General features: G+C 60.8%; 14 protein-coding genes. 7 read left to right on the top strand and 7 right to left on the bottom strand.

Annotated features, from left to right (window positions below):
* Positions 1–143 precede the first annotated feature (143 nt).
* Entirely contained in the window at positions 144–1181 is a 1038-nt protein-coding gene (gene mreB, locus N2A98_RS04560) for a rod shape-determining protein MreB (protein WP_002555108.1), read from the bottom strand.
* Between the two features lie 210 nt (positions 1182–1391).
* On the opposite strand from mreB, the gene gatC reads away from it, so the two are divergent.
* The 6 genes from gatC (at position 1392) to N2A98_RS04530 (ending at position 6621) form a co-directional block, all read left to right on the top strand.
* The gene (gene gatC, locus N2A98_RS04555; protein ID WP_003188556.1) at positions 1392–1679 is read left to right on the top strand and encodes an Asp-tRNA(Asn)/Glu-tRNA(Gln) amidotransferase subunit GatC; all 288 of its coding nucleotides are present in this window, start codon (positions 1392–1394) and stop codon (positions 1677–1679) included.
* 16 nt (positions 1680–1695) lie between these two features.
* The gene (gatA, locus tag N2A98_RS04550; RefSeq protein ID WP_044271611.1) at positions 1696–3147 is read left to right on the top strand and encodes an Asp-tRNA(Asn)/Glu-tRNA(Gln) amidotransferase subunit GatA; all 1452 of its coding nucleotides are present in this window, start codon (positions 1696–1698) and stop codon (positions 3145–3147) included.
* A gap of 10 nt (positions 3148–3157) precedes the next feature.
* Positions 3158–4603: an Asp-tRNA(Asn)/Glu-tRNA(Gln) amidotransferase subunit GatB gene (gene gatB, locus N2A98_RS04545; RefSeq protein ID WP_005784800.1), complete on the top strand. Its 1446-nt coding sequence runs from the start codon at positions 3158–3160 to the stop codon at positions 4601–4603.
* 160 nt (positions 4604–4763) lie between these two features.
* A complete protein-coding gene (locus N2A98_RS04540; RefSeq protein WP_003188549.1) occupies positions 4764–5135 on the top strand; it encodes a septal ring lytic transglycosylase RlpA family protein in 372 nt (123 codons plus the stop codon).
* A 59-nt stretch (positions 5136–5194) separates the two neighbouring features.
* Positions 5195–6241, top strand: coding sequence for a calcium/sodium antiporter (locus tag N2A98_RS04535; protein WP_234454792.1), 1047 nt, complete (start codon positions 5195–5197; stop codon positions 6239–6241).
* Complete coding sequence (locus tag N2A98_RS04530; RefSeq protein ID WP_044271602.1) at positions 6238–6621, top strand: carboxymuconolactone decarboxylase family protein; 384 nt, start codon at positions 6238–6240, stop codon at positions 6619–6621. The genes N2A98_RS04535 and N2A98_RS04530 overlap by 4 nt, the downstream gene beginning before the upstream one ends.
* Positions 6622–6745: 124 nt before the next feature.
* On the opposite strand, the gene N2A98_RS04525 is transcribed toward N2A98_RS04530, so the two are convergent.
* The 5 genes from N2A98_RS04525 to kdgD all read right to left on the bottom strand — a co-directional run bounded on the left by N2A98_RS04525 (position 6746) and on the right by kdgD (position 13370).
* Complete coding sequence (locus N2A98_RS04525) at positions 6746–7687, bottom strand: AEC family transporter (RefSeq protein ID WP_032893571.1); 942 nt, start codon at positions 7685–7687, stop codon at positions 6746–6748.
* A gap of 173 nt (positions 7688–7860) precedes the next feature.
* Positions 7861–9414, bottom strand: a complete 1554-nt coding sequence (garD, locus tag N2A98_RS04520) for a galactarate dehydratase (RefSeq protein ID WP_275623078.1) — start codon at positions 9412–9414, stop codon at positions 7861–7863.
* Between the two features lie 10 nt (positions 9415–9424).
* Complete coding sequence (locus N2A98_RS04515) at positions 9425–10789, bottom strand: MFS transporter (protein ID WP_003188541.1); 1365 nt, start codon at positions 10787–10789, stop codon at positions 9425–9427.
* Positions 10790–10958: 169 nt separating this feature from the next.
* Complete coding sequence (locus N2A98_RS04510) at positions 10959–12404, bottom strand: aldehyde dehydrogenase family protein (RefSeq protein ID WP_275623077.1); 1446 nt, start codon at positions 12402–12404, stop codon at positions 10959–10961.
* Positions 12405–12458: 54 nt separating this feature from the next.
* The gene (kdgD, locus tag N2A98_RS04505; RefSeq protein WP_032893575.1) at positions 12459–13370 is read right to left on the bottom strand and encodes a 5-dehydro-4-deoxyglucarate dehydratase; all 912 of its coding nucleotides are present in this window, start codon (positions 13368–13370) and stop codon (positions 12459–12461) included.
* Positions 13371–13603: 233 nt separating this feature from the next.
* On the opposite strand from kdgD, the gene N2A98_RS04500 reads away from it, so the two are divergent.
* On the top strand, positions 13604–14761 hold the full coding sequence (locus tag N2A98_RS04500; RefSeq protein ID WP_044271595.1) for a hypothetical protein: 1158 nt from the start codon (positions 13604–13606) through the stop codon (positions 14759–14761).
* Between the two features lie 508 nt (positions 14762–15269).
* On the opposite strand, the gene N2A98_RS04495 is transcribed toward N2A98_RS04500, so the two are convergent.
* Positions 15270–16019, bottom strand: coding sequence for a FadR/GntR family transcriptional regulator (locus tag N2A98_RS04495; RefSeq protein ID WP_003188534.1), 750 nt, complete (start codon positions 16017–16019; stop codon positions 15270–15272).
* Positions 16020–16105 lie beyond the last annotated feature (86 nt).

Raw genomic sequence — 16105 nt, 5'->3', positions numbered from 1 at the left:
TAATAAGCCGCTCCTCCCAGGCAAATGTTCTCTTTATTCATACGGCATCAAACCGGCCTGGATGCAGATTGAAGAAGATAAACGCCAACAGGCAGCACTGCAAAGTGCTGCCTGCCGACGAAGCATGAACCATCCAGGCAATCTTATTCGCTGGAGAGCAGGTCCATGGTGTGTTTATCCATCATTTCCAGCGCACGACCACCGCCACGGGCAACACAGGTCAGCGGGTCTTCGGCGACGATCACCGGCAGGCCGGTTTCCTGGGCCAGCAACTTGTCGAGGTCGCGCAGCAAGGCGCCACCACCGGTCAGTACCAGGCCACGCTCGGCGATATCGGAAGCCAGCTCCGGCGGCGATTGCTCCAGAGCGCTTTTCACCGCCTGAACGATGGTGGCCAGGGACTCTTGCAGAGCCTCCAGCACTTCATTGGAGTTCAGGGTGAAGGCACGTGGAACGCCTTCGGCCAGGTTGCGACCGCGCACATCGACTTCGCGCACTTCGCCGCCTGGGTAAGCGGTGCCGATTTCCTGCTTGATGCGCTCGGCGGTGGATTCGCCGATCAGGCTGCCGTAGTTACGACGCACATACGTGATGATCGCTTCGTCGAAACGGTCGCCGCCCACGCGTACGGATTCGGCATACACCACACCGTTCAGGGAAATCAGGGCGATTTCGGTCGTACCACCACCGATATCCACCACCATCGAACCGCGTGCTTCTTCAACCGGCAGGCCGGCACCGATCGCAGCGGCCATCGGCTCTTCGATCAGGAAGACTTCACGGGCACCGGCGCCAAGGGCCGATTCACGGATGGCGCGACGCTCAACCTGGGTGGACTTGCACGGAACGCAGATCAGCACGCGAGGGCTGGGCTGCAGAAAACTGTTTTCGTGAACTTTGTTGATGAAGTACTGCAGCATCTTTTCGCAGACGCTGAAATCGGCGATCACGCCATCCTTCATCGGACGAATGGCAGCAATATTGCCTGGTGTACGGCCGAGCATGCGCTTGGCCTCGGTGCCAACGGCAACGACACTTTTCTGATTACCATGGGTCCGAATGGCCACAACCGATGGCTCATTCAGAACGATACCGCGCTCGCGCACGTAAATAAGGGTGTTGGCAGTGCCCAGGTCAATGGAGAGATCGCTGGAAAACATGCCACGCAGTTTCTTGAACATGGGGAAAGGACCCTAGGCAACGCGTGGGTAAAAAAGTGCGGCAAACTCTAACAACGACAGGGATTTTGGGCAAGGCGCCAATGTGCTAAATTGGCCGACTTTCTGTGCACCAACCCCCACAATCGCGGCCTTATGACCGTAGAAATGCGGTAGTGTTCCGACAATCTAACACACGGACGCCCTCCGTTCTGTTTTCCACTGGAGAATCCCATGGCGCTTGAACGCTCCGACGTGGAAAAAATCGCACATTTGGCCTCGCTTGGCCTTAATGATGCCGATCTTCCACAGACCACCGCAGCCCTGAACAGCATTCTCGGGCTGGTCGACCAAATGCAAGCCGTGAATACCGACGGCATCGAGCCCCTGGCTCACCCACTGGAAGCCAGCCAGCGCCTGCGCGCAGACGTCGTGACCGAACGCAATAATCGCGAGGCCTACCAGTCCATCGCGCCAGCGGTCGAAAACGGCCTGTACCTGGTTCCGAAAGTCATCGACTAAAGGGAAAGAGCCTTTCATGCATCACATGACTCTGGCCGAGATCGCCCGCGGTCTCGCCGACAAATCGTTTTCCAGCGAAGAGCTGACCCAGACCTTGCTGGCGCGTATCGCCGCGCTCGATCCGAAGGTCAACAGCTTCATCAGCCTCACCGAGGAGCTGGCCCTGAGCCAGGCCAAGGCCGCCGACGCCCGTCGCGCCAACGGTGAGAACGGCGCGCTGCTTGGCGCACCGATCGCCCACAAGGACCTGTTCTGCACCCAGGGCATTCGCACCAGCTGCGGCTCGAAGATGCTCGACAACTTCAAGGCGCCCTACGACGCCACTGTGGTCGCCAAGCTGGCCGCTGCCGGGGCCGTGACCCTGGGCAAGACCAACATGGACGAATTCGCCATGGGCTCGGCCAACGAGTCGAGCTACTACGGCGCGGTGAAAAACCCGTGGAACCTGGAGCACGTACCGGGTGGTTCCTCAGGTGGTTCGGCTGCGGCCGTGGCCGCGCGCTTCCTGCCCGCCGCTACCGCCACCGACACCGGCGGTTCGATCCGCCAGCCAGCGGCCTTCACCAACCTCACCGGCCTGAAGCCGACCTACGGTCGTGTGTCTCGCTGGGGCATGATTGCCTATGCGTCCAGCCTCGATCAGGGCGGCCCATTGGCACGCACCGCTGAAGACTGCGCAGTATTGTTACAAGGCATGGCAGGCTTCGATAAACAGGACTCCACCAGCATCGACGAGCCCGTGCCGGACTACAGCGCCAGCCTGAACACCTCGATCAAGGGCCTGCGCATCGGCGTGCCGAAGGAATACTTCAGCGCCGGCCTCGACCCGCGTATCGCCGATCTGGTGCAAAACAGCATCAAAGAGCTGGAAAAACTTGGCGCCGTGATCAAGGAAATCAGCCTGCCGAACAACCAGCATGCGATTCCCGCCTACTACGTGATCGCGCCAGCAGAGGCGTCTTCCAACCTGTCGCGTTTCGACGGCGTGCGCTTCGGCTATCGCTGCGAAAACCCGAAAGACCTCACCGACCTGTACAAACGCTCCCGTGGCGAAGGCTTCGGCAGTGAAGTGCAGCGCCGGATCATGGTCGGCGCCTACGCCCTGTCGGCCGGCTACTACGACGCGTACTACCTCAAGGCGCAAAAAATCCGTCGCCTGATCAAGAACGACTTCATGGCCGCCTTTGAAGAAGTCGATGTGATCCTCGGCCCGACCGCGCCGAACCTGGCGTGGAAGATCGGCGCCAAGACCGGCGACCCGATCGCCGAGTACCTGGAAGACCTCTACACCATCACCGCCAACCTCGCGGGCTTGCCGGGCTTGTCCATGCCCGCAGGTTTCGTCGATGGCCTGCCGGTGGGCGTGCAATTGCTCGCCCCGTACTTCCAGGAAGGCCGCCTGCTCAATGTGGCGCACCAGTACCAGTTGAACACCGACTGGCACACCCGCACCCCTACCGGCTTCTGAGGAGAACACTATGCAATGGGAAGTTGTGATCGGGCTGGAGATTCATACCCAGCTCGCCACCCAATCGAAGATTTTCTCCGGTAGCGCCACCACGTTCGGCTCTGAGCCCAATACCCAGGCCAGCCTGGTAGACCTGGGCATGCCCGGCGTGCTGCCGGTGCTGAACCAGGAAGCGGTGCGCATGGCGGTGATGTTCGGCCTGGCGATTGACGCCGAGATCGGCCAGCACAACGTGTTTGCGCGCAAGAACTACTTCTACCCGGACCTGCCCAAGGGCTACCAGATCAGCCAGATGGAACTGCCGATTGTCGGCAAGGGCCACCTGGACATTCCCCTGGAAGACGGCACCATCAAGCGTGTCGGCGTCACCCGTGCGCACCTGGAAGAAGACGCCGGCAAAAGCCTGCACGAAGAATTCCCGGGCGCCACCGGTATCGACCTGAACCGTGCCGGCACGCCGCTGCTGGAGATCGTGTCCGAGCCGGACATGCGCAGTGCCAAGGAAGCCGTGGCCTACGTCAAGACCATCCACGCGCTGGTGCGCTACCTGGGCATCTGCGACGGCAACATGGCCGAAGGCTCGCTGCGTTGCGACTGCAACGTATCGATCCGCCCCAAGGGCCAGGTCGAGTTCGGCACCCGCTGCGAGATCAAGAACGTCAACTCGTTCCGCTTCATCGAGAAGGCGATCAACAGCGAAGTGCGTCGCCAGATCGAGCTGATCGAAGACGGCGGCAAGGTTATCCAGCAAACGCGCCTGTACGACCCGAACAAAGACGAAACCCGCGCCATGCGCAGCAAAGAGGAAGCCAACGACTACCGTTACTTCCCCGACCCGGACCTGTTGCCGGTGGTACTGGAGGATTCATTCCTCAATGACATCCGCGCCACCCTGCCGGAATTGCCGCAGCAAAAACGCGAGCGCTTCCAGGAGCAGTTCGGCCTGTCCGTCTACGATGCCAGCGTGCTGGCCTCCAGCCGCGAACAAGCCAACTACTTCGAAAAAGTCGTGAGCATTGCCGGCGACGCCAAGCTGGCGGCCAACTGGGTAATGGTCGAGCTGGGCAGCCTGTTGAACAAACAGGGCCTGGAAATCGACGAAGCACCGGTCACCGCCGAGCAACTGGGTGGCATGCTGCTGCGCATCAAAGACAACACCATCTCCGGCAAAATCGCCAAGACCGTGTTCGAAGCGATGGCCGCCGGTGAAGGCAATGCCGACGAGATCATCGAGAAGCGTGGCCTCAAGCAAGTCACCGACAGCGGCGCCATCTCGGCCGTACTCGATGAAATGCTCGCCGCCAATGCCGAGCAGGTCGAGCAATACCGCGCGGCAGACGAAGCCAAGCGCGGCAAGATGTTCGGCTTCTTTGTCGGCCAGGCGATGAAAGCCTCCAAGGGCAAAGCCAACCCGCAACAGGTGAACGAACTGCTCAAAAGCAAGCTCGAAGGCTGATTGCAGTGAAATGGTTGGAGCAGAATCCAAATTCTGGCTCTAACTCCTGTGGGAGCGGGCTTGCTCGCGAAAGCGGACTGACAGCCAACATATATGTTGAATGTTCTACCGCATTCGCGAGCAAGCCCGCTCCCACATTTGCTACCGGGGCATATCTGAAATGAAGCGTCTACTCGGCCTCCTGGCCTTGTCCTCCCTGCTGGCCGGTTGCGCCAGCGGCCTCATCGACCCCAACGGCTACGACGAAACCGGCACCGCGTCCTATTACGGCGCCAAGCACCATGGCAAGAGAACTGCCAGCGGTGAACCTTTCAACCAGAACGCCTTGACCGCCGCCCATCGGCGCCTGCCCTTCGGCACCCAGGTCAAGGTGACCAACCTCGACAACAACCGTTCTGTCGTGGTGCGTATCAATGATCGCGGCCCGCATACCCGTGGCCGCCTGATCGACCTTTCACGCAAGGCTGCCGAGCAACTGCGCATGCTGAGCAGCGGCACCGCGCGGGTTCGCGTGCAAGCCCTGAACAACTGATCGAGGCAGCCTTGAGCATTTTCGGATTGAACGCCCTATCGCCCTGGAGCCTGCTCGAACTGGTGGGCGGCCTGATCTTGCTGATCGTCGGCGCTGAAATCCTGGTGCGCGCTGCGGTGCGCCTGGCGGCCAGCCTCAAGGTGCGGCCACTGATCATCGGCTTGAGCATCGTCGCTTTCGGCAGCAGTGCACCGCAGATGACCGTGAGCCTGCAGGCCACGCTGGCTGGCAACACGGACATTGCCGTAGGCAGCGTCATCGGCAGCAGTATCTTCAATATCCTCGTGACCCTGGGCTTGTCCGCACTGATCATTCCACTGCGAGTCTCGCGGCAGCTGGTGCGCGTGGATATCCCGGTGATGATCGTCGCCGGCCTGCTGGTGTTTATCCTGGCCGCCAATGAAATGCTGACGCCCTTCGATGGCGCCGTGCTGCTGGTGGCGCTGCTGGCTTACCTGGGCGTATTGCATTACCAGACACGCCACTCCCGCCGCCCGCGCACCCTCGACACCGTGGCCAAGGCGCCATGGCTGAGCAGTGTGCTGCTGATGCTCGGCGGCTTGCTGGTGCTGGTGCTGGCCGGGCATTTGTTGCTCGGCGCAGCGGTGGAGGTGGCGGGCGACCTGGGCCTGTCGGAGCGCGTCATCGGCTTGACGCTGATCGGCGTCGGTACTTCGCTGCCGTGCCTGGCCACTTCGCTGATCGCCGCCTTGCGTGGCGAACGGGAGATTGCCGTGGGCAACGTGATCGGCAGCAACCTGTTCAACCTGCTCGGCGTGCTGGGTTTCACCGCCCTGGTGGCGCCGACGCCGCTGTCGGTCTCGCCCAACGCCCTGGATTTCGATTTACCGGTGATGCTCGGCGCCATCATCCTGTGCCTGCCGGTGTTCTATACAGGCTACCGGGTAACGCGCATCGAAGGGCTGGTGTTGCTGGGGCTTTACCTGGCCTACGGACTGCATGTCATGGCCTTCACCACTGGCATGCCGCTGGCCAACAAACTTGAACAATTGATGCTGTATTACGTCCTGCCGGCGTTAGGGGTTCTGCTGTTATTCACCTCACTGCGCGCCTGGCACCGCCAACACAAGAGGGAATCGCAATGACCGATCAGAAAAAGCCCGGGGTTGAAGTGCGTCGCCAGGTCATGGGCGATGTGTTCGTCGACCGCGCCTTGGGCAATGCCACGGCGTTCACCCAGCCGCTGCAGGACTTCGTCAATGAGCACGCGTGGGGCAGCGTCTGGAACCGCGAAGGTTTGCCGCTCAAGACCCGCAGCCTGATCACCCTCGCCGCCCTCACCGCTCTCAAGTGCCCGCAGGAACTCAAGGGCCATGTGCGCGGTGCACTGAATAATGGCTGTACGGTCGAGGAGATTCGCGAAGCGCTGCTGCATTGCGCGGTGTATGCCGGGGTGCCGGCGGCGATTGATGCGTTTCGCGCGGCGCAGGAAGTGATTGAGGCGTATCAGGCGGATCAGCAGTGACTGCCAGATAGCTATCGCAGGCAAGCCAGCTCCCACACTTGAGGGTATTCACACGCCCACATGTGGGAGCTGGCTTGTCGGGTCGCCGCATCGCTGCGATGGGGCCTCAAGCTGCCCGCCTATTTCAGATCCAACCACCCGCCTGCAACACAAAAATCCCGATATTCGTGGTCACCGCCGCCATCAGCGTGGTGATCACGATAATCGCGGCCGCCAACTCATGATTACCCTCCGCCGCCCTGGCCATCACAAAGCTTGCGGCGGCGGTCGGCGCGCCGAAATACAGGAACAGAATCCCCAACTCCGGCCCACGGAACCCCAGCAACCACGCGCCCAGGGTCGCGATCACCGGTAGCCAGATCATCTTCATCAGGCTCGCGCTCAAGGCCATGTTGCCGCTCTTGCGTAGCGCGGCCATGGACAAGGTGCCACCGATGCAAATCAACGCCAGCGGCAGCGTGGTATCGGACAGGTACTGCAAGGATTTCTCAAGCCAGCCGGGCACGCCGATCTGGAAGTACGCGAACGGCGTGGCGACGATCACGCTGATAATCAGCGGGTTGGCCATTACGCTTTTGAAGATACTCCACGGGTCGGACTTGATCACCGGGCTATACACCGCCAGCACAATGGTCGACAGCGTGTTGTAAAAGAGGATCACCAACGCGGCGAGGATCGCGCCCAGGGAGATGCCGTAGTCGCCGTACATACTGGCTGCCAGCGCCAGGCCGATGACCCCGTTGTTGCCACGAAACGCGCCCTGGGCGTAGATGCCTCGGTCTTCGCGCTTGCAACGAAAGATCGCCCAGCCCCAGGCCATGGCAAAGCTCACCAGGGTGGCGACGCAAAAGTAGATCAGCAGCCCCGGTTTGAGCGCCGAGTGCAGGTCGGCATGCAGAATGCCCAGGAACAGCAGCGCCGGCATGGCAACGTTGAACACCAGGGACGATGCGGTGTGGATAAAGTTGTCGTTGATCCAATTGATGCGCTTTAGAAACACGCCCAGGAACAGCATGGCAAACACCGGCGCGGTGATGGTGAGGGTGGTGAGGAAGATTGCCAGCATGCCGGGGAGAACCTTGGTGGGCGTCGTTAGTTGGCTAATGATAAGCCATAGAGCCTGTGGCGTCTGGTAGGGCGCCTTCGCGAGCAAGCCCGCTCCCACATTTAGTCGCATTCCAAAGGTAGAACTCGGTCAAATGTGGGAGCGGGCTTGCTCGCGAAGGCAGCGACTCGGTCTCAGGTAATGGGCGCCGGGTTGAACAGCGTGATGTCGTTATGCAGCTTATGCCGCTCTGCCCAGGTCTGCTTCTTGCCGCTGGCCACATCCAGATAGAAGTGGAACAGCTCCCAGCCCAACTCCTCGATACTCGCGCGCCCCGTGGCAATGCGCCCGGCGTCGATATCGATCAGGTCCGGCCAACGCTGGGCCAGCTCGGTGCGGGTCGAAACCTTCACCACCGGCGCCATCGCCAGCCCGTACGGCGTGCCGCGCCCGGTGGTGAACACGTGCAGGTTCATCCCCGCCGCCAGTTGCAAGGTGCCGCAGACAAAATCGCTGGCCGGTGTGGCGCAGAAGATCAGGCCCTTTTCCTTGAAGCGCTCGCCAGGGCCAAGTACACCGGTGATCGCACTGCTGCCGGATTTGACGATGGAGCCCAACGACTTCTCGACAATATTCGACAGCCCGCCCTTCTTGTTACCCGGCGTGGTATTGGCGCTTCGGTCCGCCTCGCCCTTGGCCAGGTAACGGTCGTACCAGTCCATTTCCCTGACCAACTCGCGGGCAACGTCTTCGTTTTGCGCGCGTGAAGTCAGCAGGTAAATCGCATCGCGCACTTCCGTCACTTCGGAAAACATCACCGTCGCGCCGGCGCGCAGCAACAGGTCCGAGGCATACCCCAGCGCCGGGTTGGCAGTGATGCCGGAAAACGCATCACTGCCGCCGCACTGCATGCCCAGGATCAACTCGGAGGCCGGCACGGTTTCGCGGCGGCGCTGGTCGAGTTTCTTCAAGCGCACGTCGGCCAGCGCCATGATCTGCTCGATCATTTCGGTAAAGCCGTGGCTGGAATCCTGCAGGCGATACAGCCACGGCTCGCTCAGGTCTACAGAACTGTCGTTGTCGTGCATCACCTGGCCGGCCTGGAGCTTTTCGCAGCCCAGGCTGATCACCAAGGCTTCGCCGCCCAGGTTGGGGTTGCGCGCCAGGTTGCGCACGGTGCGGATGGGGATGTAGGCATCCGTCGCTGTAATCGCCACGCCGCAGCCGTAGCTGTGGGTCAGCGCCACCACGTCATCGACATGCGGGTAGTTGGGCAGCAACTCGTCCTTGATGCGCTTGACCGCATGGTCCAGCACGCCCGTGACGCATTGCACGGTGGTGGTAATGCCGAGGATATTGCGCGTGCCCACGGTGCCGTCCGCATTGCGATAGCCCTCGAAGGTAAACCCCTCCAGGGGCGCCTGGGTTTCAGGCACCTCGGTGGACAGCGGCAAGCTGTCCAGCGGTGGTGCGGTGGGCATGCGCAACTGGTCCTCCTGCACCCAACTGCCGCGCGGAATCGGCGCCAGGGCATAACCGATGGTCTGGCCGTAGCGAATAATCTGGCCGCCCTCGGGGATGTCTTCCAGCGTCACCTTGTGGCTCTGCGGGATGAAATCCACGGTGACCAGGCCGTCGGGAAACTCGGTACCGGCGGGTACCCCTTGATCGTTCACCACGATCACCACATTGTCGCGCTCGTGCAAACGGATCGAGCGCGGCGAGTCGGCATGTTCAATCAACTGCATCACACGAACCTCAGGAATGCGCTTGAGAAAGGTTGGTCAACTCAGGGCCCTGGGTAGGCGGCTCCTTGAGCACCACGCGCTTGATCGGGCCGACAATCACCAGGTAACTGAACACCGCCACCAGCGCGTTGGCGCCAACGAACACCAGCGCCCATTTGAACGAGCCGGTGGTGCTGATGATGTAGCCAATCACAATCGGCGTGGTGATCGACGCCAGGTTACCGAAGGTGTTGAACAAGCCGCCACTGAGCCCGGCGATTTGTTTCGGTGAGGTGTCGGACACCACCGCCCAACCCAGTGCGCCAACGCCTTTGCCGAAGAAGGCCAAGGCCATGAAGCCCACCACCATCCATTCGATGTCTACGTAATTGCAGGCCACGATGCTGCTGGAAATCAGCAGGCCACCAATGATCGGCGCCTTGCGCGCGAAGGTCAGCGAGTGGCCTTTGCGCAGCAGGTAGTCGGAAATCACCCCACCGAGCACCCCGCCGATAAAGCCGCAGATCGCCGGTAACGAAGCAATGAAACCAGCCTTGAGGATGGTCATGCCACGCTCCTGCACCAGGTACACCGGAAACCAAGTCAGGAAGAAGTAGGTGATGCCGTTGATGCAGTACTGGCCCAGGTAGACGCCGAGCATCATGCGGTTGGTCAGGAGCTGACGGATGTAATCCCACTTCGGCCCGTCGGTTTTCTTACCCTTGCCCTTGTCCTGGTCCATATCGACCATCGCGCCATTGGCGGCGATGTGATTGAACTCGGCCTCGTTGATCATCGGATGCTGACGCGGGCTGTGGATAACTTTCAGCCAGATCAGCGAGAACACAATGCCGATCACGCCCATCACGATAAACACGTGCTGCCAGCCGAAGCGATAGACGATCCAGCCCATCAACGGCGCGAACAACACCGTGGCGAAGTACTGGGCCGAGTTGAAGATGGCCGACGCAGTGCCGCGTTCAGCCGTAGGAAACCACGCCGCAACAATACGGGCATTTCCCGGAAACGACGGCGCCTCGGCCAAGCCCACCATGAAGCGCAGCATAAACAGCGCGACTACTGCAGTGGAGACGCCAAACTCACCGACATAGCCTTGCAGCACGGTGAACAGCGACCAGGTGAAGATGCTCAAGGCATAGACTTTTTTCGAGCCGAAACGATCGAGCAGCCAGCCACCGGGAATTTGCCCGGCCACGTAGGCCCAACCGAACGCAGAGAAGATATAACCGAGGGTGACCGCGTCGATACCGAGGTCTTTTTGCAGGCTGGAGCCGGCGATAGCGATGGTGGCCCGGTCGGCGTAGTTGATCGTGGTCACCAGGAACAGCATGAGCAGGATCAAATAGCGGACGTGGGTCGGCTTGGTCGCTTGCATGTAGAAGTACTCCCACTAATTATTTTTTTTGCGGGTAATGATTTTTGTTTTCCTGTGGGAGCCGGGCTTGCCCGCGATGCAGGCACCTCGGTGTGTCAGCGAGACCGAGGTGATGCTATCGCAGGCAAGCCAGCTCCCACATAAAGCCGGTGCCACAGGGTGCTGCGTGTTACGAACCGATGTAGCTGGTCTTCACCACGGTGTAGAACTCTTGCGCATAGCGACCCTGCTCACGCGAACCGTAGGATGACCCCTTACGGCCACCAAATGGAACGTGGTAGTCCACCCCCGCCGTCGGCAGGTTGACCATCACCATCCCAGCCTGGGAGTGGCGCTTGAAGTGGTTGGCATACTTGAGCGAGGTGGTGGCGATGCCCGCCGACAAGCCGAACTCAGTGTCGTTGGCCATGGCCAGCGCCGCCTCGTAGTCGGCCACGCGCACCACGTTGGCCACCGGGCCGAAGATCTCTTCACGGCTGATGCGCATCGCCGCTTCACTGTCGGCAAACAGTGTCGGCGCCAGGTAATAGCCTTCGGTGTCGCAGGTCACCAGGCCGCCACCACTCACCAGCCGGGCACCTTCGCTCTGGCCGATATGGATGTATTTCAGGTCCTGATCCAACTGAGCCTGGGACACCACCGGGCCAATGTCGGTGCCGCTATTCAACGCGTGGCCGACCTTGATCGACTTCATGCGCTCGGCCATCGCCGCGACAAACTGATCGTGAATCCCAGCAGTAACAATCAGGCGGCTCGACGCGGTGCAACGCTGCCCGGTGGAGTAAAACGCACTCTGTACCGACAGCTCGACAGCCTGTTTGAGGTCGGCATCGTCGAGAATGATCTGCGGGTTCTTGCCGCCCATTTCCAACTGCACCTTGGCCTGGCGCGATACACAGCTGACGGCAATCTGACGCCCAACGCCCACAGACCCGGTGAAACTGATGCCATCGACTTTCGGGCTGTTGACCAGCACGTCGCCGACCACACGGCCACTGCCCATCACCAGGTTGAACACACCGGCAGGGAAGCCGGCGCGGGAGATGATTTCCGCCAAGGCCCAGGCACAGCCCGGCACCAGTTCGGCCGGCTTGATCACCACGCAGTTGCCGTAGGCCAGGGCCGGGGCGATTTTCCACGCGGGGATGGCAATCGGGAAGTTCCACGGGGTGATCAGGCCTACCACACCGAGGGCTTCGCGGGTCACTTCAACGTTGACGCCCGGGCGCACCGACGGCACGTAATCGCCCGACAGGCGCAGGCACTCACCGGCGAAGAATTTGAAGATATTGCCGGCGCGAGTCACTTCGCCAATGGCTTCGGGCAGGGTCTTGCCCTCTTCGCGGGCCAGCAGGGTGCCGAGTTCTTCACGACGGGCGAGAATCTCGCTGCCGACTTTGTCCAGCGCATCGTGACGCGCCTGGATACCGGAGGTGGACCACGCCGGGAACGCGGCGCGGGCAGCATCGATGGCCGCGTTGACTTGGGCCACGTCTGCTTTGGCATATTCGCCAATGGCGTCGGACACATCCGACGGGTTGATGTTGGTGCAGTAGTCGGCGCCGGTTACCCATTCACCATTGATGTAGTTTTCAAAACGCTTTGCTTGGGACACGAATCTTCTCCTGACGCAAAAGGCCGCTGATTGCTCAGCGGCCTTGTGGATAATTTATTGCGCGCCTTGCTTGTCGATCAGCGCGGCGAGGGCTTCATACTCTTCCGGCAGCAGGTCGGTCAGTGGCGTGCGCACGGGGCCGGCGTCATAACCGACGATTTTCGCACCGGCCTTGACGATGCTCACCGCGTAACCGGCCTTGCGGTTACGGATATCCAGGTACGGCAGGAAGAAGTCGTCGATGATCTTGCCGACGGTGGCGTGATCTTCGCGGGCAATGGCGTGGTAGAAATCCATCGCCGTCTTGGGGATGAAGTTGAACACCGCCGAGGAGTACACCGGCACGCCCAGGGCCTTGTAGGCCGCGGCGTAAACCTCAGCAGTCGGTAAGCCACCGAGGTAGCTGAAACGGTCGCCCAGGCGACGGCGGATCGACACCATCAACTCGATATCACCCAAGCCATCCTTGTAGCCGATCAGGTTCGGGCAGCGCTCGGCCAGTTGCTCCAGCAACGGTGCGGTCAGGCGGCAGACATTGCGGTTGTACACCACCACGCCGATCTTGACCGACTTGCACACGGCCTCAACGTGGGCGGCAACCCCGTCCTGGCTGGCTTCGGTGAGGTAGTGCGGCAGCAGCAACAACCCTTTGGCGCCGAGGCGTTCGGCCTCTTGAGCGTACTCGATGGCCTGGCGGGTGGCACCGCCTACACCGGCCAGGATCGGCACGCTGGACGCGCAGGTATCCACGGCGGTTTTCACCACCTGGGAATATTCGCTGGCCGCCAGGGAGAAAAACTCACCTGTGCCACCCGCGGCGAACAAGGCGCTGGCGCCGTAAGGGGCCAGCCATTCCAGGCGCTTGATGTAACCCGCCTGGTGGAAATCACCCTGGGCGTTGAAATCGGTCACCGGGAAAGACAGCAGACCGTGAGAGAGGATGGACTTCAGTTCTTGTGGATTCATTATTCGAACACCCTGGGCGAAGACTTTCTTACGAAAGGTTGTTGTTGGTTTTGGTGATGTCGTACGTCATCGTACAACCATAAATAAATTCGTCAACTGCAATTCATCCGGCGTAATCCTGCGAAGGCTTAAGACGCGGCTCTTGACGTAGGAAATTTCTCACCTATGATTCAGATAACTGTATATACATACAGTTATCACGGAAGATTCCTACGACATAGCAAGGAGCTAACATGTCAGGTCTTGAACTCGCAGCACCCGAAAAAACCCCGCCTACCCTGCGCTTCGAAGGCGGTGAACACACCGCCATCGGCGATGACACCCTGCTTCGCTTCAGCAAGGACGCCCCGGCCATCCCTGCACGCCAAGTCGAACTGCACCTGCCCAACGGGCTCGCACTCACCTATGGCCAAGTGATCGCCCTGGGCGGCGACTTCTATGGCATCCCCGGCCAACCGATCAGCGATGGCAACTCCCCGGCCGAGCGCGTGCAACGCTTCACCGCCGCTTTCAACTCTCTCGCCGTGCTGCCCGCTTCACGGCAAGAAGCGCAGAAGATCCTGGCGGTGATGCAAAAGGAGATCAACGCCGTCAACCAGGCGATCAAGGAAGGCAAACAGCCGCACGAAGCCTATGACGCCCTTGGTGATACGTTGTCCGAGGAGTGGAACCGCATCACCGGCGGCGGCAGCGCTGTTTCGGCCCTCGTGCCGCTGGGCCGTTACCTGAAACTGGCAGCGGACAACGCCGACCACTTCGGTGAGTGGGCCTTGTCGGCCTACATGGCCGGCCATACGGCAGCACTGCAACAGGCAGTGGTGGCCCACCAGACTGGCACCGACCAGGCCCTGGAATTGGCCTACGCCATGAACAGCTTTGCCGATCACTTTTTGACCGACCTGTTTTCCGCCGGCCACCTGCGGGTACCGCGCAAACAACTGGCGGCAGTGGTGACGCCAGGAGAACTCGGCTCGCTGATCAGCCGCTTCATGCACGATGAAGACAGTAAATTCGGGCTCAAGGTGCGCAATGCCATGGGCGCTCAGTGGCATGCCTACGGCGACAAGCGCTACTTCGATAGCATCGACGCCGACAATCGCGTGCAGGTCAAAGGGGCCGTACAGGCCTCGGCCGATGAGATCTTCGAAACCTTCATCAGCGGCATCGCGCCCTCCCCGGCTGAGTTCAAGGCACCGCTGTATGTACCCGACCTGAACGCCGCACAAAACCCGGTAAATAACTTCTCGCCGCTGTTCAAGATGGAGGGGGACAAGGTACTGCGGCGCAAGGACGTCAACGATTTGAACGACAAGCACTGGACCAATGATTGGTGGGGATGGAGCACGTACTTGCTGCTTAAGGACTACAAGCCTAATCAACCCGCCAGCTAAATAGACGCGGTACTCCAGATAATGGAGATCAACTGTGGGAGCTGGCTTGCCTGCTCCCACAGCTGACCGCGCCCGGCCACACACTCCACGATGCGAAGCGAGCCGCTCTTGATCTTGATCTGCTTTTGATCTCAGGCGCCCCGTCAAACCACGCTGGCCGGAATTCGACAGGGATTTGGGGGGTAAACCGGCAGGGATGCCGGTTTAGCCGCCCCGCGCCATGGATGGCGCGTGGCGGCGGCCCCCCAAATCACTGGCGGATTACGGGCACACCGAGCCCAAGCGAGGTGCCGAGTGGTGGGGCAAGAGCCCTTTGGTTACTTTGGGGCTTTTCCAAAGTGACCCGCCGTCAGGGCGGAACCCTAAATGGCCGTTACCTAAATAACGGATATGTACTCGATCTGATCCAACATCCCGGTAGGCTGTCAGGCCGCCTTCGCGAGCAAGCCCGCTCCCACAGTTGGATCGCAGGGTGTCAGCTAGAGGCCAGCCCCCACATGGGCAAACCTCAGCCCCGCTGCGCCTCTGCCTCTTCATGGGCATGACGCAGCCGCTCACGGCTGTTGGTCAAATGCAGGCGCATGGCCGCACGTGCCGCATCCGAATCCTGGCGGGCAATCGCCTCATAGATTTCTTCGTGTTCGCGGCTCAAGCGGCTCATGTAGTGCTGTTGATCATCATGGGCCAGACGCGCCGAATTCAGGCGGGTACGCGGAATGATGCTGGTGCCCAGGTGGGTCATGATGTCGGTGAAGTAGCGGTTACCGGTAGACAGTGCAATTTCCAGATGAAAGGCAAAATCCGACGCCACCGCATCGCCAGCGTGGGCCGCACTTTCATTCAAGGCATCGAGGGCCGCACGCATGGCCGCCAACTGCTCATCGCTGCGACGCAAGGCCGCAAGGCCCGCGGACTCCACTTCCAGGCTGATACGCAACTCCAGAATCGCCAGCACATCACGCAAGGTCACCACGGTGGCCGGGTCTATGCGGAAACCGCTGGGGCTTGGCGTGTCCAGCACGAAGGTGCCGATACCGTGGCGAGTCTCGACCTGCCCTGCCGCCTGCAACCGCGAGATGGCTTCGCGCACCACCGTACGGCTGACGCCATGGGCGTCCATGATCGCCGACTCGGTGGGCAACTTGTCGCCGCGTTTGAGCTGGCCATCGCGGATCTGCTCGGACAACACCGTGACCAATTCCTGGGCAAGGCTGCGGCGCTTGCGGGGAAGACGTGGGGCGGCGCTGGCGTTTTCCATGATGAACCATCTTTCTCGACGAACTAAAGACCGCATCATAGCCCATGGTGGTTGTACGATCACCGTTCTGGCGCGACTTTCATCCA

The organism is Pseudomonas sp. FJ2-5-13 (assembly GCF_029201605.1).
GTDB lineage: Bacteria > Pseudomonadota > Gammaproteobacteria > Pseudomonadales > Pseudomonadaceae > Aquipseudomonas > Aquipseudomonas lactis.
The sequence above is the reverse complement of the archived record's forward strand: the minus strand, read 5'-3'. Positions and strand labels throughout refer to the sequence as shown.